This window comes from Microcoleus sp. B7-D4, from assembly GCF_036705125.1.
Classification (GTDB): Bacteria; Cyanobacteriota; Cyanobacteriia; order Cyanobacteriales; family Microcoleaceae; genus Microcoleus.
Genome location: NZ_JAUBTT010000070.1, coordinates 23,349 through 48,344, shown reverse-complemented (window position 1 = coordinate 48,344; position 24,996 = coordinate 23,349). Strand labels below are relative to the sequence as shown.

The 24,996-nt window shown below is 47.6% G+C and carries 7 protein-coding genes; 3 read left to right on the top strand and 4 right to left on the bottom strand.

The features are described from left to right. The 4 genes from QUB12_RS25300 to ppsA form a co-directional block, all read right to left on the bottom strand. A partial coding sequence (locus QUB12_RS25300; RefSeq protein WP_333308954.1) for a DUF4347 domain-containing protein occupies nucleotides 1-2,090 on the bottom strand: 2,090 nt, incomplete at its 3' end. Between the two features lie 652 nt (nucleotides 2,091-2,742). Further along, on the bottom strand, nucleotides 2,743-10,557 hold the full coding sequence (locus tag QUB12_RS25295; protein ID WP_333308952.1) for a DUF4347 domain-containing protein: 7,815 nt from the start codon (nucleotides 10,555-10,557) through the stop codon (nucleotides 2,743-2,745). 1,303 nt (nucleotides 10,558-11,860) lie between these two features. Then, complete coding sequence (locus QUB12_RS25290; protein ID WP_333144083.1) at nucleotides 11,861-12,181, bottom strand: DUF6464 family protein; 321 nt, start codon at nucleotides 12,179-12,181, stop codon at nucleotides 11,861-11,863. 583 nt (nucleotides 12,182-12,764) lie between these two features. Further along, a complete protein-coding gene (gene ppsA, locus QUB12_RS25285) occupies nucleotides 12,765-15,242 on the bottom strand; it encodes a phosphoenolpyruvate synthase (protein WP_333308950.1) in 2,478 nt (825 codons plus the stop codon). Between the two features lie 262 nt (nucleotides 15,243-15,504). Between ppsA and QUB12_RS25280 the strand changes: the two genes are divergently transcribed. The 3 genes from QUB12_RS25280 (at nucleotide 15,505) to QUB12_RS25270 (ending at nucleotide 24,345) form a co-directional block, all read left to right on the top strand. After that, nucleotides 15,505-15,636 carry a hypothetical protein gene (locus tag QUB12_RS25280; protein WP_333308948.1) on the top strand — a complete coding sequence of 44 codons (132 nt, stop codon included), beginning with the start codon at nucleotides 15,505-15,507 and terminating at the stop codon, nucleotides 15,634-15,636. Nucleotides 15,637-16,241: 605 nt separating this feature from the next. Further along, complete coding sequence (locus QUB12_RS25275; RefSeq protein ID WP_333308946.1) at nucleotides 16,242-22,733, top strand: PAS domain S-box protein; 6,492 nt, start codon at nucleotides 16,242-16,244, stop codon at nucleotides 22,731-22,733. A 406-nt stretch (nucleotides 22,734-23,139) separates the two neighbouring features. After that, nucleotides 23,140-24,345, top strand: coding sequence for a hybrid sensor histidine kinase/response regulator (locus QUB12_RS25270; RefSeq protein WP_333308944.1), 1,206 nt, complete (start codon nucleotides 23,140-23,142; stop codon nucleotides 24,343-24,345). Nucleotides 24,346-24,996 lie beyond the last annotated feature (651 nt).

Sequence of the window (24,996 nt, the reverse complement as noted above, 5' to 3'; positions counted from 1 at the left end):
GGAACAATGGTGTCGGCGATCGCCACATTGGTTGCCGCACTCGGCCCACTGTTAGTGGCCGTAATTGTGTAGGTGACTGTCGAACCCGCAGCCGCAGTAGCGGGCCCGGTTTTGCGCGTAACTACATCGGCAATATTGTTCGTGATAGTGGTGGTGACTCTCGCATCCGGGCTGCTGCCGCTGTTGTTGGCGGGTACGGGATCGATCGTGTTGCTGCTGCTGAATACACTGTTTGTAATAGGGCCGAGTGTAGTTGGGGCCGTAACGGTTACGGTGCGGGTGGTGCTGGCCCCAACAGGTAAATTCGGAATACGCCAGGAGACCAGTCTCGTTGTCGGGTTGAAAGTGCCACTGCCGTCGGCACTGCCAAATACTGCCCCTCGGGGCAGTTGGTCTTCAACCAGCACGTTTTCGGCTGGGTTCGGGCCATTATTTACTGTCGTAATTGTGTAAGTAATGCTGCTACCCGGTGCCGCTGCAGCCGGGCCTTTTTTCGTTGTCGCAACATCTGCTGTAGTAGTCGGCACGTTTATAGTTTGGATCGACAAAGTGCGAATGTCGTGAATATTTGTTGCGTCTCCCGTTGAACCAGCAAAACCAAATTTGAATGTTGCCGGGATTTGCCCGTTTATTCCCTCTAAATTGCCAATGTCGATAATAGTCTCGCCCGGATCTGTAAACGAACCATTATTGTTGAGATCAAAGCTAACAGTAAGTTGACGGTTGGGCGTTGCAGAAGAAGTGGGAGGTTGCAAAATAACTTGAACTCTTCTTCTGGCTGGTTCGCGAGTGCTAGTAATGCTGTTGATTGGCGGACTTACGGGATTGGGAATATTATCTACTCCCCCCGGCACAAAGTTAGAAGTTAAAAACCGATATTGCGTAGCTTGGCTACCTCGAAGCGTTACCGAATCTGGTCTAGACCCGTCCGCAGTTCCGCCTATACGCCCTTCATTCTGAGTTGAAAAATTTCCGAATTCATCAAATCCAATTCCTAAATAACCTCCGAGTAAACCGGCCTGATTTTCGTTTATATTTTGGGCGTAGCCGAGAGAACCTCCATAGCCTCCAGCTTTTGTTGGCGTCACACTACCGTCAATTAAAAAGAAACTTATGCCGTCCCCTGTCAAATTATTGGATAAATTCGGACGTGCAGTGCCGTTGTAGGCAAATATATCGAAGACAATTTTAAGGCCACTGCTGGCTGGTACCGCACTGTTATAGATGGCAAAAGTAGATTGGTCAAAACTTCTTGAAGTTAATCTCAAAGCCCCGCTGCCGGGCGGGTCGATGTTCAAACCCGGAAAACTCTCCGTTCCGGTTCCTGCTGTTAAAGCTGGAAGGTCTGCCGTGCCGCTGACCCCAGATATCCAAGGCCCTATTAGACTTGCATCTTGAAAAGTTTCGTCAACTAAAGTAATGAGGACAGCGCTGTAAGTTTCCTGCGTTTTTGTTTCAAATGCTATTGCGGTTTTTACTCGTCCTGCTGTAACATTTAATTTCCAGTTTCCTCCTAACTTTGCACTGCCAATTAAATTGTTGGAAGCGGCTATATTTGCACCTGTTAGTTCTCTCAGCTTCCGCACGAAAGCCATCCCTGATTTTCCAGCCCCAACCCTACAGGCTAATAATAAAATATCGGCTTTTTCCGTGAAAGCATTTCCCCACTGCTGCAAATGCCGATCGTACTTTGGTAAGTTTTCATCCTTCAGTACAGTTGACCCCAGTTGCACGGAAGCTTCATTGCCGTGAGCAACAATCTGAAGGCTGGCAATTAAGCTGCGTTTAGCTAGAATCTCGGTAATTTGTTCTACTCCGTCCAGAGTTTGATCGAGGACAATTATCTCTGTCCCCGGTTTGACTCCGCTGGCAAGATGCTGATAATTCTCTACCCTCGGATCGATGCAAACTAAATGTTTTTTATGTTGAGTATTGACTGCCAGACTCGCTTTTGTTAAACAGGAAATATCCCTCACCCGATCGCTGACTAACTGCCCCCCCATCAAAGAAGCTTTTATGCAGTCGGTGTCGCGGCTATCGCAACTTGATTTGTGAATCGGTGAAGAGTAGTTGCACCATAAATTTTTCATGAGTTACATAGCTCCTTGATTTGTTAATTATCAGTCTTCAGTGGTAGATATTATTGTTAAGGGCTCATAGGAAATTTCTCACTGCTAATTTCTCGACTTCGCATACCTAACAAGTTCTATTTACTTCGATTTTTTTTAAATCGACATCTTCCCCAAGTATCAGTTCGCTGTATTTACCTTATAAATTAGGCGTTTTTTAGCCAAGTCAGACGTGGCGCTAAATTATTTACCTATAAGAAGAAACAGATAAGATGTACGAAAATACGCCGACGGCAGCCAGATTTACTGCCTAAAAGTAGTTGACAATTGTTCGCTTTTGGAGTACATATGGTGTAGTTATTCTGACTTTTAGTAGGACGTGATTCCTGATAAAAAACCAATTTAATGGTATTCAATCAGCCGAATCTCAGCTTATCTCTATTTCCATCAAAAAATGGTTATAAATTTTGTATTCATAAACTCCGTCCTCTGGCTTTCATCAGGAGTTAATAACTTACTAATAACCAATTTTATGCTCGTCGTTAATGCGAACAATCCAATAATTCACGAGCTTGATTTTTGTAATTTTTTAAATATTAAAATACCCGGTTTGTCAAACAAACCGAGTTGGTAAAATATCGGAAAAGTTCAGCGAATTTAAAGCGCTTTTATCTTAAGGAGAAAGAGTCAGAAAATCCAGAGAGGTAATAGTATTATCAGCCCCAAAAACCTGAGCCAAAACCTGACCAGTCGCCGCAACTTGTAGCAGTGTGCCATTGGCCATCGAGTTAAGTTGCAAAGCCTCAAAACTCAAGCCACCAGCCAGGAAAAACTTATCAGTTCCTACGGAAAAATTGAGCACAGTATCCATACCGCTATTAGCGCTTAACACAAAGCGATCGTTCCCAATACCTCCTATCAAAGTATCATCTCCCCCATCGCCAAACAGCCAGTCATCCCCTGCACCCCCATTGAGAATATCGCTATCTTTCCCTCCGTAAATAGTGTCATTACCATCATCACCATTGAGAGTATCTTGACCTTCATTGCCGTATAACAGGTCATCCCCACTGCCACCGTTGATGCAGTCTTGCTGGCCGTTAGAGCCCACAGCGCCTCGCAGATTTTCCCCGCGATCGCCAAAAATAGTATCGTTACCTTCATCGCCGCACAAAATATCGCTGCCCGAGTCGCCGTACATCAAGTCGTTGCCAGCATCTCCCTGTACTACATCGTCATCCTTGCCTCCACGAAGGGTATCGTTACCAAAACCCCCACTCAAAGAATCGGAACTCTCACCCCCACCCTGAAAATCATTGCCATCTCCTCCAAATAGCAAGTCGCGGCCATCCACATCGGACACTAACTGATTTTGCAAGCCGCCATAAAGCGAATCGTCCCCCTCATCCCCGACAATGGTGTCGGAACCGAGTTCGCCCCAAATCCGGTCGTTGTCTTTGCCACCATAAACTAAGTCGTTACCTTTGCCGCCAAAAATACTATCGTTACCGCTGCCACCGCCGATGAGATCGCCGATGTCGTTACCGAAAATTAAGTCCGCTTCATCCGTGGCAATTGTACTGGCTTGTTGAGTGCCGTAGTCGCCGATTATGGTGTCGGAACCTAGATTGCCGTAAAGAGTATCCGAGTCAGTTTCGCCAAAAATGCGATCGCCCCCTTTGCCTCCAAACAGCAAATCCCGTCCGTTGCCACCCAGCAAGGTATCGTCTTGTTCTTCGCCGTTAAGTAAGTCGTTGCCATCGCCTCCTGTCAGTAAATCGAAGCCGTCGGGGTCGCTATCGAGGGAGTTGAGCACGCCACCAAACACAGAGTCGTCTCCGTTGTCGCCGGAAAGGGTATCTGGACCTTTGTCACCCCAAATCAGGTCGTCTTCTTTGCCACCAAAGGCGATGTCGCCAGCTTTGCCGGAGTAAACGGTGTCTGAACCTTGGTTGCTAGCAATGGCATCGCCTGAAGAACCGCCAAAAATTAGGTCGCCGTCGTTACCTGTCAAGTCGATGTTGTTGCCGTTGTCGCCGATTATGGTGTCTATACCGCGATCGCCGTACAATGTGTCTCCATTGCGATCGCCAAAAATGCGATCGTTGTCTTTGCCACCAAATACGGCATCGGTTTGTTTGCCGGCGTAAACGATGTCGTTGCCTTTACCTGCTGCGATGAAGTCTCGCTGTTGTTCGCCGAAAATAGTATCGCTGCCGCCTTCACCTAACACTGTGTCGTCGCCGCGGAGGGAGAGAAACTGTTGGTTAGTTTCGTTTCCTGTTAAGGAATCGTTTCCCTGGGTTCCGATGCTGGTGTTTTGGATGTCGATGAGTTGTGCGGCGTTGGAGTCAAAGTTGAGTATTGGCGAAGGCTGGGGTTGGATAAATGTTATCGGGGGCAGCAAGGGCAAGGGGTCACAACCGCAACCGGTATCGGGTTCGGGTACTGGGTTGAATATAGGGGTTGGTTCTGGCGCGGGTGTTGGTGTTGGTGTTGGTGTTGGTTGCGGGGCTGGGGTTGGTTGCGGGGCTGGTGGTGTTGGTGTTGGTGCTGTTGGTGGTGTTGGTTCGGGCGCGGGTATGGGCGTGGGGGCTGGTTCCGCTGCGGGTGTGGGTGTTGGTTCGGGCGCTGGCGCGGGTATGGGCGTCGGCGCGGGTATGGGCGTGGGGGCTGGTTCCGCTGCGGGCGCGGGTGTTGGAATTGGTGCCGGTGTTGGTATCGGCGCCGGTGTGGGTGTGGGTGTTGGAATTGGTGCCGGTGTTGGTATCGGCGCCGGTGTGGGTGTTGGAATTGGTGCCGGTGTTGGTATCGGCGCCGGTGTTGGTATCGGCGTCGGTGTTGGTATCGGCGTCGGTGTTGGTATCGGCGCTGGTGTTGGTGGTGTTGGTATCGGCGCGGGTGTGGGCGCCGGTATCAGTTCCTTAAGGGGAATGAGAGAGACAGTGGCGACTGCCGCACTGCTGACACCGAGGTTATCTGTAGCGCTGTAGGTGAAATTTGCCCCTATGAAATTGTCAGACGCCTGGAAGAACAACTGCGTCATTTGCTCCGCCGTCAGGGTTTGACCTGCCGTGACCCGCACCCCCTGGCTGGGATCGCCCAAGAACAGCGTGCCTTCATTGGCTGGTGGCAAAGTGTTGATAGTAAAGGAAACCACCGTCCCGTCGGCGTCAGTTCCTCCCAGTCCGGGAATCTTCGCAGTTCTTCCCAGCAACACAGCCAGAAGAGAGTTGTTAGCCACGGGTGGCTCGTCATTAGGAGGTAATAGTGCTAGCAGAGAAGCCGTAGCCGGGGCTCCACTAATCGCGCCTCGGCTGTCTGTCGCGCTGTAGGTAAAATTGGTTTCTGTGAAATTGCCAGACGCTTGGAAAAATAACTGGCTGATTTGAGTTGTGCTAAGTCTTTGGCCTGCCGTCACCCGGATTCCCAGGCTTGGGTCCCCCAAGAACAGGACGCCTTGATTTGCCGCCGGCAGGGTGTTGATAGTGAAGAATTCGATCGAGTCGTCGGGGTCTTTTGCCGTGAGTCCTGTGAGATTGACGGTGCTGTTTGGCGCCAGTGTCTTGCTGAAGTTTGTGGGTACCGGCAGGTAGTTGAACGCCAGCGACACCAGAGAAACGGTGGCGGCAGGACTGCTGCCACCGAGATTGTCGCTGCTGCTGTAGGTAAAGTTAGCCCCTGTGAAATTGCCGACAGACTGGAAGAATAACTGCGTCATTTGCTCGGCCGTCAGGGTTTGACCTGCCGTGACGGCGACTCCCCCGGTTGCGGGGTCGCCCAAGAACAGGATGCCTTGATTTGCCGACGGCAGGGTGCTGATGGTGAATGTAACCACTGTGCCGTCTGAGTCTCTGCCTCCGAGCCCGCCGAGTCGGACAACGCTGTTGGGCGCGATCGCCACATTGCTGCTGTCGGCTGATGGGAGCTTGTTGGGTGTTGGCTGCGCGCTAATGGCAGTAGTGACAGTGGCTCTGGACTCGGAACCGTTGTTATTGCTGGGGTCGGGGTCAAAAGTGGTCGATCGACTCTGGGAAGTATTGCTAATGCTGTCCGTCGCTGGAACGACTACTGTTACCTCGCGGTTGATGTTGCTGCCGCTAGTTAAACTGCGAATTGTTGGGAAGGTGACAACCCCTGTCACGGGGTCGTAAGTGCCGCCGTCCGATGCGCTGACTCCCGTTAAACCGGGAATGATGCTGTCTGTAATCACTACGTTTTCAGCAGCATTCGGCCCATTGTTGGCGGTAGATATAGTATAAGTCACGGAACTACCAGCAGGAGCAGATGTGAGACCGCTCTTGGACGTAACCAGGTCGGCGCGGGCTGCATCGATCGAAGTAACGACTCGACCCCCAGGCTGACCGGGCACTGCCACTGTCGAGCCGTCGTTATTCGTCAAGTCCGGATCACTCGTGGACGATCGACTCAACACAATATTGGTGATGCTCGTCAGGCTAGGCGGCGGTACAAAAATCAGGGTGCGGGTGACGCTGCTGCCGCTGGCTAAAGTCGCGATCGCTGGGAACTCGATCGCCCCTGTGGCAGCATTGTATGTTCCGCCATCGGACACGCTGACATTAGTTAAGCCGGGAATCAGGCTGTCGGTGATGACTACGTTGGTCGCGGGACTCGGGCCGAAGTTGGTAGTAGTGATTGTATAAAGTAGCGTGTCACCCACCTTGATGGTGGCCGGAGCCGTTTTTTGGGTGACAACATCGGCCACAGCATCGATCGAAGTAACAACTCGACCCCCAGGCTGACCGGGCACTGCCACTGTCGAGCCGTCGTTATTCGTCAAGTCCGGGTCAAAAGTGTCCGATCGACTCAACACAATATTGGTGATACTCGTCAGAGTCGGCGGCGGTACAAAAATCAGGGTGCGGGTGACGCTGCTGCCGCTGGCTAAAGTCGCGATCGCTGGGAACTCGATCGCCCCTGTGGCAGCATTGTATGTTCCGCCATCGGACACGCTGACATTAGTTAAGCCGGGAATCAGGCTGTCGGTGATGACTACGTTGGTCGCGGGACTGGGGCCGTTGTTGGTAGTAGTAATTGTATAAAGTAGCGTGTCGCCCACCTCGATGGTGGCCGGAGCCGTTTTTTGGGTGACAACATCGGCCACACCATTGATCGAAGTAACAACTCGTCCCCCCGCCTCACCGGGCACTGCCACTGTCGAGCCGTCGTTGTTGGTTAAGTCCGGGTCAAAAGTGGACGATCGACTCAATACAATATTCGTGATACTCGTCAGAGTAGGCGGCGGTACAAAAATCAGGGTGCGGGTGACGCTGCTGCCGCTGGCTAAAGTCTCGATCGCTGGGAACTCGATCGCCCCTGTGTCTGGATTGTAGGTTCCGTCATCGGACACGCTGACATCAGTTAAGCCAGGAATCAGGCTGTCGGTGATGACTACGTTGGTCGCGGGACTCGGCCCGTTGTTGGTAGTAGTGATTGTATAAAGTAGCGTGTCACCCACCTGAATGCTGGCCGGCGCCGTTTTTTGGGTGACAACATCGGCCACAGCCTCGATCGAGGTAACAACAGTAGCATTAGCATTTGTACCGTTGTTGTTGGCCGGAGTGGAGTCGGGAGTGATGGAGGTACTTCTTGCCGTGTTGCTGATGGAAGTTAGGGTGGGCGGTACTGTGAAGCCGATCGTCCGCGTGACTGTCTCCGCGTTGGCTATTGCCACGGGCGCGAAGGTGACAATGCCGGTCACTGGATCGTAAACGCCGCCGTTAGATGCCGTGACTCCGGTTAACCCCGGAACTATGCTGTCAGTGATGGTTACAGCTTCTGCAGGACTTGGGCCTAAGTTGACGGTGGCGATTGTATAGCTGACCGAGCTACCGGCCGTAGCACTCGTAGATCCCGTTTTTGTGGTAACAAGATCCGCGTTGGGCGCAATACTTGTCGTAACCGTAGAGTTAGTGGGAGTGCCGTCTTTGTTGGTTGTCGAGCCGTTGTTGTTAGTGGCGATCGGATCGAAAGTCGCCGAGCTGCTCCGGGCCGTGTTGCTGATGTCGGTACGGGTGGCTGGGGCGATGAAACTGACGGTGTGGGTCGCAGTAGCCGCATTGGCCAGCACCGTCAGTGCTGGGAAGGTGACAATGCCCGAAACAGAGTCGTAACTCCCCCCATCCGATAGGCTGACTCCTGTTAAACCCGGAATAATGCTGTCGGTGATAGTCACATCGGCAGCGGGGTCTGGCCCCATGTTAGTCGTAGTCAATGTGTAGGCGACGCTTGACCCGGCCGAAGTAGTCACAGGGCCACTTTTGGTAGTAACTAAATCCGCCACCGTACCGACAACAGTAGTAGAGACTACACCCGGCCCCTCGATTTGACCGGGCGCGAGTATACCGCTGTTGTTGCTGAGGTCGGGGTCGAAAGTCGAGCTAGTGCTGAATGCAACGTTGGCAAAACTGCTACCGCTGGTTAAACCTGACGGCAAATTAATTGTCAGAGTGTAAGTCAGAGTCTCACCCGCATTGAGAACCGGAATTAACGGCCAGGTGACAGCCTTCGTTTCGTTCACATAAGTGCCATTGTTCGAGGCAATCAGCTCCGGCCGCATTCCCCCCGGACCCAGCAGTTCAAAAGGTATTTCATCTTGAATCAGAACATTTGTAGCCGGCGCTGGCCCCTTGTTTACAGTAGTAATCGTGTAGGTAATGCTGCCTCCAGGCTTGACGAACTGCGGGCCAGTCTTGATAGTGGCAACCTCAGCGGTGATACTGGGAGGATTGATAGTTTCAACTACCAGGTTTTGAAGTTCGTGAATGTTGTTGGCGGCTCCTGTGGAACTGCCAAAACCAAATTTGAAAATTGGCGGTACTCGGCCGTTTGCGGTTGCCAAGTTGGGGATGTCGATGAATGTAGTTTCGTAGATGTCGTCGAAGTTTTTATCGAAGGCAACCGTTAGGCGAGAGGGATTCACCGGATCGTTAGATGGATTCAGCGTAATTTGAACGGATCTTTTGGCTAAATTGCGATCGCTCGTGAACGTATTGCTGAAATTAAAACTGGTGCCGGGAGGGCCGATAAAGTTAATACTCGTAGGAATGTTATCGATGCCGAAAGGAACGATCGCATTTGTTAAAAACTTATAACCTTCTGCTTGATTTCCTCTAACCGTTACTGAATCAGGCCTGAAAGAACCAATAGAAGAACCCGGAATCGCAGGCGGCTCAGGGCCGGAGCGCCCTTCTGTAGACGTTGAAAAATTGCCAAACTCATCAAACCCAATGCCTAAATAACCTCCCTCAATACCGGGTATACCCGTTCGTGGAGCGTAAGCCACAGAACCGCCATAACCCCCAGTCCTTGTTGGGCTAACAGTGCCGTCAATCAAGAAGAAACCCAGCCCGTCCCCTGGCTGAGGGCCAATATTGGGTTGCGGAGCCTCAAATTGCCCGCTTGAACCGTAAGAATAAAAATCAAACTGAACTCTGAGACCGTCCGTGGAAGGAATAGGGTTGTTGTAGATGACAAAGGCTTCCCGAAGGTTTACTGCAGGAGTTAATCGCAGAGCACCATCGCCGGGACTCGAACCGCCCAAACCCGGAAGCACCCCAGATACTGTGCCTCCCGTAATGCCGGGGATAAGTTGATCGGCTGCTGGAGCGTTGCTGCTCGGATTGAACAGTGCCCCGTCGTTTCCCCCGTAAATCCACGGCCCCCTAACTGTGGAGTTTTTGAAAGTTTCGTTAACTAATATGCCGAGGGCGTAAGGGTAGGCTTCGAGCACTTCTTTTTCAATGGCGATTCTCGCCTTTATTTCCCCAGTCGCAAATTTTAATTCCCAGTCGCCGCCGAGTGCCGCACTCCCCGTCAAGTTGTCGGAAGCTGCAATATCTGCACCCACCATCAAGCTCAGCCGCCGCACGAAGGCCGCGCCGCTTTCCCCTGCTGCGACGCTGCACCCGAATAACAAGATATCTCCTCTCTCGCTGAGGGCTTTTCCCCACTGCTGTAACAAATGGCTGTAGGTTTCTAAGTTGTCGTTGCAGAGTTCGATCGATCCTAGCTGCACGCCCCCTTCTCGACCGTGAGAAACTATCTGAAGGCTATCTAAATCGCTGCAAACCGCCAGAATTCTAGTAATTTGCTCGACTCCATCCCGTGTCGAGTCCAGTACAAATACCTCTGTATCGGCTGTTGCTCCTCTTGCCAAGCTGTCCCAGTTCTCTACTCTGGCATCGAGGAACAGCACATTTTTTATAGTCCGAGAAGGCAACCACGGGGGGTTTGCCCCTACAGTCGATCGCAAAAATTCTCTGTGGGGATGCCCAATTCTCGTGCCGCCACGGAGTTTCGGGGACAGGGGCAACCACGGGGGGATTGCCCCTACTGTTTTTACTTGTTTTATTTGTTTTTTCTGATGATAAGTAGCTGTTGTTCGGGACTTTGTGCCAGCAATCCTTGCGGTGGAGTCACATATTTTTGGGGTAATAAAAATTGGTTTGTTGCAGATGCTTTGCATGGTCAAATTGGCTCACGGATTGTAGATGATGTACCCATTTCCAGATGATAATTATCACCTATTGACAAGGTTTAATTGCAGAGTAATAGGCTCTGCTGCTTGACTTGAATCAAGAGCAAAAAGCGAATTTTACTCAGCACAAAGCAGTGCTATATTGCTATTTGATAGCATTGCAAGTATCGCCGGCAGAAACGCTGACGATTTGGTGTTTAAATGCCAATAATCTCTCTATCGGGTGATATTTTGCCTTGGGCTTTTTTCTTTTCTGTTAGCGAGTGTATCTGTTATACGCCTGTCTCTTACATCGCGCAGTAGATAATAACAGGACTTCTCAAAAATTTACTTGATGAGGTTTTCTGTAGATCGTCTAATGCACTTTAATTTGCAGAGAATTTTCACTATTTATGGACGGATAAACGGGTTGGATGGACGAAAAGACTTGGTTGCCGCCTTTGCTCCCGGTAAAAAACTCGGTTTCTTTGGTTTGGGTGTGCAAGCCCTATTCACAATAGCAACTAGACATTAATTAGGGAGTGATAGCCGTCACATAATTATGTCGGCCGTGCCCGAAGTGTCATTCAACTGATATCTTTTACCATTCTCAATAACCATTCTATGGAGGGTTCTCCTGCCCAGTCCATAAGAAAATTCACTTGTTGTGGAAAAGGCCAGAAAGCCTATTCTTGAAAATGGTGCAACATATGAGATTCAATTGAAATCGGCATACCCTGTATCGACGAAGCGTCTTAAAAATTCATGACTTGGAGTCGGGAGATAGCAATCTAGGTTTGAGACTGTTTCGCTACGATCGCAAAAACAGATTAGTGCCCCCCACAAGCAACTTCTCAAACTGTCAACGAGCGAGTCTTCGAGCTGGTTGACAGTTTGAGATAAATGCTCTGGACAATGTTTCGTGCAGAATTTTTCATGATGTTTTGGAGAAACTGATTTGGAGATTTGCTCCTGTGCTACTTACGATTTTTGTTGGCTAATTTTCTTAACTGCGGGAGTTACGCCCAGGAGACTAGAAACCCAATTTATGCCTAGATTTTTCGCCACCCAACCAAAATTCATGATCTAAACTTCGTTTATGATCGTAAGTCCTCAACTAGAAAAACACCGATCGCAATCCGCGTGTTATGGCAACTGTAACCAAGCAATAATGCTCGATTAGGTTTTAATTGCTGAGTTGGGGCGTGGGTCGTCCCAAACAAGCTTCACCAATAATCATTACACGTAAGTACATACTAACTCATGGATTACTACATCCGCAAATAGACGTAGATACAAGCACCAATACAAGCTATATCTTTTCACCGCGAGCGTCAAGAGTTCTGGCTTGGTAGTACCGACAACCTTGACAGGGCCCAGAAGGATTGACAGCGCAGCGAATGTAATTAGAGCGGGCGTTATACTCGCAAGTGATATCGCCGATCGAATAACCGAGGCTTTGTATGTAAGTGCGATCGGCAGTTGCTAGTTGAGTTCGCAGGGATCTATTGGCTACCGCAAGTCTGGCCGCTGCAATTCTGTCGCGGGCTTGGCTCTGGGCAGAGCGCATCACCCACAAAGACAGCAGCGAGGGAGCTAAACCTATGAAAATAATCAGGAGAGCAGTTAGCACATTTTCAGAGATTATGTGGAGAATATGTTTTTTGATTTAGGCCATCGGCAACAAAAAATCCTCCCCAAGAAGACGGTTTTAAATAAGAAAAGTTCCCGATCGAGTCTCAAACTAGGCCGCCCCTGTGTTAAGCGTTAGCTGGCGGGTGAGGAGGGCGATGATCGCGCGCCGCGCCAGGGTTAAACAAAGCCAGAAACGCAGATATGATGTGATATTATGTCAGGTCAATCGATTTTAGATTTTAGATTTTAGATTTTAGATTTTAGATTTTAGATTAAAGAATTGAAGCATTGACCCCACGGATAAATTCGGGGACTTGTTTATGGGATACAGGTTTTTTATTTCTGGGTCCTGAGTCTGCTTTCGGAATGAATCCGGGGGCTTGTATCCTGGATGCTTTCGGTCAATTACCAGCCATCAAATACAGCATATTCCATGTAGATGTAGAGCGCGAGAAACCGGGTTTCTTGAACAGAATTAGTTTAGAGGCAAGAACTGTAAAGAAACCAGGTTTATGGGGTGTACTTCATAAACCTGGAATAGGCTTGTTTGAGAAACCGGTTGCTCTCCCAAACCAAAACGGTTAAACCTTAGCAATATCTCCCGCTAAATCCATCAACGAACCCGCACCTTCCACCTTAGCAACATCTAACAAAGTCTTCAAAACCGAATCGGGATTCAAACTAATCGAATCAATTCCCAACTCAACCAAGAAACGAGCAAACTCAGGATAATCGCTGGGTGCTTGACCGCAAATCCCAATCTTGCGATCGTACTTCTTAGCGGCTTTAATGGCAATTGCTACCATTCGCTTGACAGCTTCATTCCGTTCGTCAAAAATGTGTGCGACTAAAGCCGAATCCCGGTCTAATCCTAATGTTAGCTGAGTTAAATCGTTAGAGCCGATCGAGAATCCGTCAAAAACTTGGGCAAATTCGTCAGCAAATATGACATTGCTCGGCAATTCGCACATCACATACACTTGCAAGCCGTTCTCGCCCTTAACTAAACCGTGTTTTGCCATCTCGGCTAACACTTTTCTGCCTTCCTCTGGGGTGCGGCAAAATGGAATCATCGGAATCACATTTGTCAAGCCCATTTCGTCGCGAACTCGCTTTAATGCTTTGCATTCCAAAGCGTAAGCTTCGCGGTAATTTGGGTCGTAATAGCGAGAGGCGCCGCGCCACCCGATCATCGGGTTTTCTTCCTTGGGTTCAAACTGCCGCCCTCCCAAAAGATTAGCATATTCGTTGCTCTTGAAATCGCTCATCCGCACGATAACTGGATTTGGATAAAATGCGGCGGCAATTGTGGCAATTCCGTGGGCTAGTTTGTCGGTGAAGAAATCGGGTTTGTGTTGGTAAAGTGCTGTCAGGTTGGCAATTTCTTCTTTGACTGATTCATCTACCAATTCGTCAAAGTGAATCAGTGCCAGGGGGTGTGCTTTAATGTGATTGGCAATGATGAATTCCAACCGCGCTAAGCCTACGCCGTCGCAAGGAATGGCTGATAAACCAAAGGCTTCTTCTGGGTTCCCGACATTCATTAAAATTTTAGTGCGGGTGCGGGGCAAATTCTCGATCGCAGTTTCTTGAATTTCAAAAGGAAGCAAACCGGAATAAACTTTGCCTTCCTCTCCTTCGGAACAAGAAACAGTGATTTCTTGCCCGTTTTTCAAGATTTGGGTGGCATCGCCGGTGCCGACAATGGCGGGAATTCCCATTTCTCTGGCGATGATGGCGGCGTGACAAGTGCGGCCGCCGGAATTGGTGACGATCGCACTTGCTTTTTTCATAATCGGTTCCCAATCCGGGTCGGTTTTGTTGGTAACTAAAACTTCTCCTGATTGAAATTCAGCGATTCTGTGAACGTCTAAAATCACGCGGGCTTTGCCTTGTCCGATTGATTCGCCAACGGCGCGTCCTTTTGCTAAAACTGCACTGCTGCCTTGCAATTTGTAGTTTCGCAAAACTTTAGCCGACTTTTGAGATTGTACTGTTTCGGGTCGCGCTTGGACAATAAATAATTCGCCCGTATTGCCGTCTTTTGCCCACTCAATGTCCATCGGGGTGTATGTCCCGCGCACTTTAGAGTAGTGTTCTTCGATGACTACGGCCCATTTTGCTAGTTGCAGAATTTCATCATCTTGGATGGCAAATTTATTTTTTTCGGCGGCGATGACGGAGACGTTTTTGGTGTATTTAGAACCGCCGATATCGTACACCATTTTGAGGGTTTTGCTGCCGAGTCGTTTCTCTAAAATTGGGCGAAAACCTTGTTTTAAGGTTGGTTTAAAGACGAAGTATTCGTCGGGGTTGACGGTTCCTTGGACGATGTTTTCGCCTAATCCGTAGGCGGCGGTGACTAATACGGCGTTTTTGAATCCGGTTTCGGTGTCGATGCTGAACATGACGCCGGAGGATGCTAAGTCCGATCGCACCATTTTTTGGACGCCGACTGATAGGGCGACTTCAAAGTGGTCGAAACCCCGCTGTTGGCGGTAGGAAATCGCGCGATCTGTGAATATGGAAGCAAAGCATTTGTGACAGCATTCGAGGACGCCAGCGCAAGCTTGGACGTTGAGGTAGGTTTCTTGCTGTCCCGCGAAGCTGGCGTCGGGTAAGTCTTCGGCGGTGGCGGAGGAACGCACTGCTACGTCTGTACTGTCGCCGTAGCGATCGCACAATTTTTCGTAAGCATCCGCGATCGCCGCTTGGAGCTCTCGCGGAAATGGTGTGTCGAGAATCAGTGCCCGCGCTTGCTTCCCTTTTTGTCGCAGGTTCTGCATATCTTCTACGTCTAAATCGGCAAAAATTTCGCGCAATTTAGCTTCTAAGCCCGCTGACTGGATGAAGTAGCGGTAAGCGTATGCTGTAGTTGCAAATCCGTTGGGAACTCTGACTCCTTGGGCGGTTAACTGTTGAATCATTTCGCCCAAAGAAGCATTTTTACCGCCTACTAATGGGATGTCGGCGATGCCGACTTCATCAAACAACAATACTAAGGCTTTTTCTTTGGGAATAAAACCGGGTTTTTCTTCAATTGCTAAATTGTCGAGCATTGCTTTTTTCCTCTCAACTTCTGCTCATTTCGGTCAAAGGACAGTAAACAAAAGACAGTTTATTGGGAATTGTAATTTTGTTACCAAAATTCTCTGATTTTTTCCTAGGCTGTATCAACCGAGTTTTCGATTGCCTCTATTTCAACATTATCACTTTTTGGCTAAATAGCAAGGCCTGTGGAGATATTTTATTTGATTGCAAAAAGTAAAGAAATCGCAGTAATGAGTTTATTTAAGGTATTATAAAAAAAGTGGTAAAAATATGAATAGCGAAGATAGTTCTCACCGCTTTTTTTGCGTTGAGCGCTTATTTGTGCGGGGATATGGCTCGGATTGTGTTGGTAGCGGAATCGAAGGGCAACAAAGGGTGGGGTTCGATCGCGCGATCGGCTGAACCCGCCCAAAAACGGATACTTACTTTCCGACAGAAGTCGTGAGTCGCCCAAAATTGGAGATTCTAGTTCCACATCCCCGATTCATCTGTGGACTAAATCTAAAATTTAAAATCTGGTCACAGGGGCGATCGCCCAAAAAAATACTAAGCAGCTTAGTTTCCTCCTGAAACCCAGCTTCTAAAAACCTTAAAAATTTTCCCTCTGATTGCGTTAGCCTACTTAGAAGAAAAACACAGCCGGATAGATATTATATAGCGGTTCTCAAAAAAGTGACGTATGCCCACGGAGGCCTATGCCCTATGCCCACGGAGGCCTATGCCCTATGCCCATGAGTACCTCATATGAGAGCTCGAAAGGCTATATATTGCACCATTTTCAATAAGCCTTTTAAGGGCTGGTTAGAAGAACCCCTCCCAAGAAAATTTACTCTTTGTGAAATGGGTCGGAAAGCCCGTTCTTGAGAACCGTTCAACCTTTGAGATAAAGTGCATTGTAATTATTGAACCAAAGAGTTTTTAACTGGGAAGGGCGGGATTTGTGGCTATACAATTCTTTATATGCTATAATAGTTAGCTAAACTGCCTTATTACAAAAAACAAGGTATATGATATCAGTTTTGAGCCCACCCGCAAAGCGAAATGGCTTTAAAGTTCTTCTGATCGAAGACAATCAAGCAGAAGCCGATCTGATCGAAGAATTATTATTAGAAACAAATGTCAGTAGAGCCGAACCCCAAAGGCTATCAGTAAGTTGTACAGACTGTCTCAGCAAAGCGCAGGAACTTTTGGTAGGCGAAAATTTTGATGTGATTTTACTAGATCTTTCGCTGCCCGACAGCCAAGACTTAAATACAATTGTCAAAATACAAGAATATAGCCTGAATACTCCGATTGTCGTCCTGACTGCCCGCAACGATGAAGAGCTTGCCGTGCAGTCAATCCAAGCCGGCGCTCAAGATTATCTAGTCAAGCGAAAAATCGACAGCGAAGTGTTAATTAGATCGCTTCGCTACGCAGTCGAGCGACAGCAGAACCAAGAAGCTTTACGAAAAAGCGAAGAAAAATATCGGTCAGTAGTCGAGAATTCTCTGGTCGGAATTGCCATTATTGCTCCTCCAATTTCTCCCTCAGAACCCGAAAAATGCGAGTGGTTGGAAGTGAACAATGCTTTGTGCGATTTGCTGGGATACAATCGCCAAGATTTTTTGCACATAAAATGGGATCAGTGGGGTTTTCCTGATGACTTGCAGGCCAGTTTAGAGCAGTTAAAAAAAATTTTTGCCGGGGAGAGCGAAGGCTATGTTCTAGACAAAAGGTGGCGCAGAAAAGACGGAAAAACAGTTTATACTAGAGTTTCCCTGCGCTGTATTCGCGCCCTAGACGGCTCGATCGACCACATGATTAAAGTAGTCTTAGACGTGAGCGATCGCTACCGTTACGAAGCTCAATTAAAAGCCTCAGAAGAGTTTTTAAATCACACGATCAATTCTATTCCTGACCCGATTTTTGTCAAAGATGAGCAGCACAAATGGATCGTATTAAACGATGCTTTTTGCAATTTGATAGGAAAAAGGCGCTCGGAACTGATTGGCAAGTCAGGATACGATTTTTTACCCCCAGCACAAGCGGCTTTTTTTTGGCAACAAGACGAGGAAGTATTGCAAAGAAGTCTTTCTCAGGAAACAGAAGAAAATTTTACCGAGGCCTGCGGCAAAGAACGCATTATATCTACAAAAAGAACAGTTTTTAAGAACGCCGATGGTCGTCAAATGTTGGTCGGCACAATGCGAGATGTGACCGAATACAAACGCCAGCAGATAGCGTTGCAGGAAAGCGAAGCTCGATTTCAAATAATGACCGACAACGTGCCGGGAATGATCTATCAATATCGGCTTTATGTAGATGGTAAAACATCTTTTACTTACGTTTCTTCCGGCAGTTGGCAGATATACAATTTAAAGCCAGAACAAATAGAAGAAAATGCCGCTTTGGCTTTTGCAACAGTTCACCCAGACGACATCTCAGACTTGCAGCTATCGATGGCAACTTCAGCGGCGACTCAGCAAGCTTGGCAACACCAGTGGCGACAAGTTATGGGAGATCGAGTGAAATGGCTGCAAGGCGCGTCGAAGCCAGAAAAGCAAGCCAACGGCGATATAGTTTGGGATGGTTTGGTGATGGATGTTACCGAATTGAAACAAACCCAGCAAGACCGCGATCGATTTTTTAATCTCTCGCTGGATTTACTTTGCATTGCAGGTTTTGATGGCTATTTCAAACGCTTAAACCCCGCTTGGTCAAATGTATTGGGTTATAGCAGTGATGAAATCTTAGCCAAACCTTTGATAGAATTCGTGCATCCACAAGACCGAGAAATTACTGTAGCGGAATTAGAAAAACTTAAAAAAAGCCACCCCGTTATTAGCTTAGAAAACCGCTATCTTTGCCAAGATGGTACTTATAAATGGCTCTCGTGGACAGCATCGCCATTTGCAGAAGAAGGTTTGATTTATGCAGTGGCTCGCGACGTTACATTTAGCAAGCAAGCTGAAGCTGAATTGGGTAAGAGCGCAGCCACAAACCGCGCTCTTTTAAATGCGATACCAGACATGATATTTCGCTGTCGGGCAGACGGCACTTTTGTAGATTTCAAGCCTGCCAAAGATTTCGATAATATCCTATCACAAAAATCACTAATTGGCAAAAAAGCACAAGACATATTGCCGGCTGCTTTTGCTGAGAAAATCTTGTCGGGCAATCAACAAGCGATCGACACTGGCGAGATTCAAGTCGTAGAATATCAAATGCCAGTTAATGGTGAACTGTACGATTTTGAAGCGAGAATTGTCTTCTGCACGGAGGACGAAATTATCGCGATCGTCCGCGACATCACTCAACGCAAACGATCCGAGTCAGTCCTCCACAGGCAAGCAGCAGCAATGGCCCAAGCTTCCGAAGGTATCGCCATATTCAGTGCCGACCATGAGGTGATTTATTGCAACGCAGCACGACTAAAAATCTACGGTTACGACTCTCTAGAAGAAATCTTAGATAAAAGTTGGAAAATGTTCTACCAAGGTGCAGAACTGCAAAGGTTCGAGCAAGAAGTCCTGCCGACTTTAGTGAAGAAAGGTTCTTACAGCACCGAAGCAGTAGGATGCCGTCGCGACCGCTCGGAAGTTCCTCTAGATGTATCGCTGACAATGCTGCCCGACGGGGAAATCATTTGCATTGTTCGCGATATTTCCCAAAGAAAAAAAACAGAAGCAGCACTGCGGGAAAGCCAGCGGTTCATTCAGCAAATTGCTGGGGCCAGTCCTAATATTTTGTATGTTTGTGACTTAATTGAAAAAAAAAATATCTATGGGAACGCTTCTATCTACCACATTCTTGGCTATACAGTAGAGGAGATTCAGGCAATGGGGCCGTGGATGATGTCAACTTTAATCCACCCCGAAAATTTAATCAAAATGCCTGATTATTTACAGCAAGTCGAAACAGGCAGCGAAGGGGATATCTTTGAAATTGAATACAGAATTAGGCACAAGGATGGTTCTTGGCGCTGGATGGTCAGCCGAGATACTGTATTTGCGAAAACAGCAGACGGTAAGTTACAACAAATTCTCGGCACGGCCACTGATATTACAGAAAGCAAGCAAGCAGAAGATGAAATAAAGCTGTTGCTGGCAGCAACTCAAGCCATTAGTCAGTCGGCAGATTTTCAGAGCGCCCTCCCAGATATTTTGCGGTTGCTGTGCAATGCGATCGGCTGGAATTTTGCAGAAGCTTGGATACCGAGTGCTAACGGTACTTTTTTGGAACACAGCGAAACTTGGTACGCTAGCGATCGCGATTTAGATAGGTTCGGCTGCGAAAGTAAAAAAATTAGATTCGCCGCCGGAGTGGCAGTACCTGGACGGATTTGGTCAACCAGAAATGTAGAATGGATTGAAGATATTTCTCTAGCCAAAAATCATCTTTTTGCCCGATCGCAAATGGCGAAATCAGTCGGATTGAAAGCTTGTTTCGGAGTGCCAATTCACGCTAGCTCAAAGGTGCTGGCAGTTTTAGTATTCTGCAAGCGCGATCGCTCGATTATGGAACCGCGTATAGTAGAGTTGGTCAAGGCTGTAGCGACTCAGTTGGGCGATCATATTCAGCGCAAACAAGCCGAAGAAGAATTGCGTAAAAGTGAAGAACGCTGGCAGTTAGTTCTCAAAGGCAATCAAGACGGAATTTGGGATCTGAATCTTCAAACAAATGAAGCTTTTCGATCGGCCCGCTGGCAAGAAATTATCGGTTACACAGACGGCGAAATCGACAGCCGCAACACCGCATGGATCGATCGCATCCATCCAGAAGATCGCTCACGAGTGCAAGCAGCGATCCAAGGTTATCTCGATCGGCAAACCCCCAATTACGCCGCCGAATACCGCTTGCAGTGCAAAGACGGTAGCTATAAGTGGGTGCTCGCTCGCGCTCAAGCAGTGTGGGATGAAGCCGGAAACCCTCTGCGGATGGTGGGTTCGATGACGGATATCAGCGATCGCAAAGCAGCAGAATTAGCTTTACTGCGGGTCACTCAAGCCGTCGAAAGTACCAGCGACGCGATCGCGATCGCCGACTTGAATGGGCGGTCTATTTACCACAATCAAGCCTTCATTCAGCGCTACGGCTACACGGTGGAAGAACTCAATGATATTGGCGATATGGCCGCGCTTTATGTCCGACCTAAAAATTACAAACAAATCTATAAAAGCCTTCGCCAAGGTCGCTCTTGGTGTGGCGAACTTTCACTGCAAACTAAGAGCTGCGAAGCAGTAACTGCTCTGGTGCGAGCTGACAGTATTCAAGATATTAATGGGAATTACATCGGCTTAATTGCAGTAATTACAGACATCACAAAACGCAAAGAATCTGAAGTAATTTTGCGCCAAAAGTTAAAGCGCGAACAGTTGGCAGTAGCTATGCTGGAACGCATTAGGTCTTCTCTAAATTTAGAAGAAATTCTTACCAAAACTGTCGAAGAAGTGCGACAGTTTTTGCAAGTAGATCGCACAGTTATTTACCAATTTAATCCCGATTGGAGCGGGTTTATCGCTGTAGAGTCGGTTGCCGAAAATACCCTACCCATTGTAGGAATGGATATTTATGACCCATGTTTTGGGGAAGCCTACGTTACTCTTTACCGAGACGGCAGAATTAGAGCAACAGAAGATGTTTACAATGCCGGTCTGGCCGACTGCCACTTGGCTTTGTTGACTCGGTTCGAGGTGAGAGCGAATCTGGTAGTGCCGATTTTGCAAGGCGAAAACTTGTGGGGGCTGTTAATTGCCCACCACTGCACGGGCCCGCGTCCCTGGCAACAATTGGAGGGAGAGTGCCTAAAACAATTGGGGGTGCAGTTGGCGATCGCCATTCAGCAATCGACGCTATTTGAACAAGCACAAACCGAAATTGCCGATCGCAAACAGGCAGAAGCCGCCCTGCAATTAGCTAAAGAAGCCGCCGAATCCGCCAACCGCGCTAAAAGCGACTTTCTCGCCAACATGAGCCACGAATTGCGGACGCCTTTGAACGGGATTTTGGGATACATTCAACTGCTCAAAGTCGATAAAAATTTGACCGCAGATCAGCAGGAAAGTCTTAACAACATTCACCAGTGCGGCAACCACCTGCTGACGCTGATTAATGATGTTTTAGACCTCTCAAAAATCGAAGCGAGTAAAATGGAGCTGTCACTGACAAATGTGCATTTTTCCAGTTTTGTTAAAAGTATTATTGATTTGTTCCAGATGCGCTCTGCTCAAAAAGGAATTGCTTTTAATTACGAGCAGGTTTCAGCCCTGCCAGACGGCATTTGGGCCGACGAAAAAAGGTTACGTCAAGTTTTGATTAATTTGCTCAGTAATGCCGTTAAGTTTACGAACAGCGGCAGCGTTACCTTCAAAGTCGGTTATGCAGAAAATTTCCCCGATAATTATCCTCAAACCAACTGCGAAAATTCTAGTTTGACAGCGGAAATTGCCACTCAAACAATCAATTTGGCCGGGAATATAGACGCGCAGCAAATGTCGAACCCGCCGCTAGGAACAACAGAGGCGCGCGAGGTGACAACAGACAATACCGGCGATCGTACCCCTACCCCTAAAATTCGCTTTCAAATCGAAGATACCGGCATTGGCATTTCTCAGAATAAATTAGAAGAAATATTTTTGCCTTTTCATCAAGTGGGCGATCATAAAAATTTCGTCGAAGGTACCGGCCTGGGACTTTCGATCAGCCAAAAATTAGTCAAAATGATGGGCAGCCAAATTCGCGTCCAAAGTACCTCCGGCAAAGGCAGCATATTTTGGTTGGATCTAGACTTGCCAGCAGTCGCCCAGTGTTCGGAACTCCCCTCCCGGCAAGAAAAAAGGCGGCTTGTAGGTTTTATCGGCCCCCAGCGGAAAGTGCTAATCGTGGACGATCACGAAGTAAATCGCGCCATGTTGCACAGGCTACTTGTTCATTTAGGCTTTGAAATTGCACAGGCCACAGACGGCGAAGACTGCTTGCACAAAGCACAGGAATTTCTACCCGATCTAATTTTAATGGATTTGCTGATGCCCGTAATGGACGGTTGGGAAGCTACCAGGCGGCTGCGACAGTTGCCGGAATTAAAAGATACGGTTATCCTTGCTTTGTCCGCTAACGTTTACGAGACTAGCAGGCAACAGAGCATACTTGCAGGTTGCGATAATTTTCTCACCAAGCCGATTCAAACTAATGAGCTTTTAGAATTATTGCGCCTGCACTTGAGACTAGAATGGGTTTACGAAGAACGAGTGCAAACCAAAAAGCGGACAGATCAAACGGCAAAAGCATCTTCTGAGATTGCTGCTGCTGACTCAACGATGGTGTCTCCTGCCTCAGAGTCAGTCTTGGCGTTGTTAAGATTGGCTGCAATGGGCGATATTGAAGCTATTCTGGAAGAAACTGCTAAACTAGAACATTCTGACCCGACATTAGTGCCTTTCGTTCATCACCTGCGCCAACTTGCTAAAGGATTTCAGCTCAAGCAAATTCGAGATTTTTTGAAGCAACATTTGTCCTAAAATTGACGGTAGCTAACAGACCACTCAAAATCAGTTAAATCTCGCGCCCTGAGTACCATTCTCAATCAGGGGTTCGGGCCTCCCGCGAAGCGACAACTTAATCTGCTTGGGCGGCCCGGACTCGCAGCCTGCTCCTCAAACGGTTATTGCAAATAGAAGCATCTAGGAAGCAACCGGGTTTGGAGCATCTCAATGACAGCAGCCAAGCTAAAAATTGGAGTTTTGAGGCAGGAGGCAGGAGGCAGGAGGCAGGAGGGAAGAGGAAGAAGGAAGGAGCCAGAAGAAGTGTTTTTACAAATATGAGATGCTCCCACCGGGTTTCTAGATCCGCAAAAAATTCATTGAATCACGTTTTACGTCACAAACCACAACTCAACACTCAAAAATTTGAAGATTTCCCTTGAATATGAACGATAAGAATTCCGAAAGAAGCATCATACTAATTGTCGATGACAACCAAACAAATCTTGACGTACTTTTCGAGTTGTTAAGGAATTACGGGTTTAAAGTATTAGTGGCTCTAGACGGCGAAAGTGCGATCGAGCAAATTGACTACATCCATCCAGACTTGATTCTTTTGGATATCATGATGCCAGGAATTGACGGTTTTGAAACTTGCCGACGTTTGAAAGCAGACCCGTCAACGCAAGATATTCCCATCATCTTCATGAGCGCCCTTTCCGATACGCCTGATAAAGTAAAAGGCTTTCAGACAGGAGCCGTTGACTACATCACTAAGCCTTTCCAGCACGAAGAAGTTTTGAGCCGGATTCAAACCCACTTGACAATCCGCAGCTTGCAAAAAAAACTCGAAGAAAAAAACCTCGAACTGGCCCACCTCAACCAAAACCTGGAAAAACTTGTTGAACAAAAAACCAAGCAATTAATAAACCAGGAAAAAACAGCCATCATCGGACGTTTGACTCAGGGCATGGTTCACAACCTCAAAAGTCCCCTGCAAGTGATCCAGACAAGCGTCGATTTGATTGAAACAAAAGCCACACAAATTCAAGACGACTCTCTGTTTAATTATACTAAGTATATTTTCCAAGCTGTCACAAAAATCAATCTGATCATGGATACTCTGATGATGAAAAGCCGAAACGAGCAAAAGCAAGATTTGCACCCGGTGAATATCAACGATTTAGTCCAGAGAGAAATTCAGCTATTGGAAGGCAACCTGTATTTTAAAAATAAGATTAGAAAAAAATACTTTTATGACGAAGAAATTGCCAGCATTCCATTAATTTATTCCTATCTTTCTCAAGTATTTTATAATTTAATCAATAATGCAATGGATGCTATGTGGGCCAAGAAAAGCAGAGAAATAACTATCGTGACTCGGCAAGACGACTCCAACATATACATGGATATTGCAGATACGGGATGCGGCATAGCATCTGAAGATGTGTCAAAACTTTTTGACCCTTTTTACACATCAAAGCCACCTAAAGGGGAGGAAAAGACCGAAGGAGAACCGACAGGAACGGGCCTAGGACTTTATACTTGTATTGAACTTTTAAAACCTTTTAACGGTGAAATTGCTATTAGCAGCAATGTGGGTCAAGGCAGCGTGTTTACAGTTGTGCTGCCAAAACCTCAGAAAAATTGAGCGACTCAACAGAGTTAAATTGTGTCCAGTTAGACAACCCTAATTAAGTTGGTAATTAAATTTGTAGCAAGGAATGCAAGTCTTGGTTACTCGATCGAGAGAGGACTTGCATTGCTCAATACAAATAGGCGCTAATTGCGGGCAATTAACCGAAGACAATCTCAGAGCGTATTTTGTAAATCAACGGTAATTCTCGTAGCTTAGTAGTAATATAGCAATCCTTGCAGGAGTCGTAAACTTTTTACCTCACCCCAACCCTCCCCGAAGCCGCAGGGAGGGAGTAAGAAATTCACAAATGATTGAGGATTGCTATACCATTTTAAAAAAATAAGGCAACTTTAGGCAAGCTTTAAACGGCAATTTATAATCTAAAGTTTCCAAGGCTATCAGCAAGGCAAATCCTGATTACTCCGCACTCTTTTGAGTGGCCTCTTGCTATTCCCCTGCCAAAGGTTGTAAATTAAAAGAGAGTTGAGTTGCAATATTGGTAAGAGTATTATAGTTTTGGATCGCTAGGTTTGGGGCGAGGCGGAAAACTTGCAGCGAACAACTCAATTCTACAAATCTGCGGGGTCTGCAAGCACACAGCCCACTCTCGTGCGTGCGGTTCACAGGGCTGTTTCATTCTCAGAAAAACCAGGGTTTTGTAGG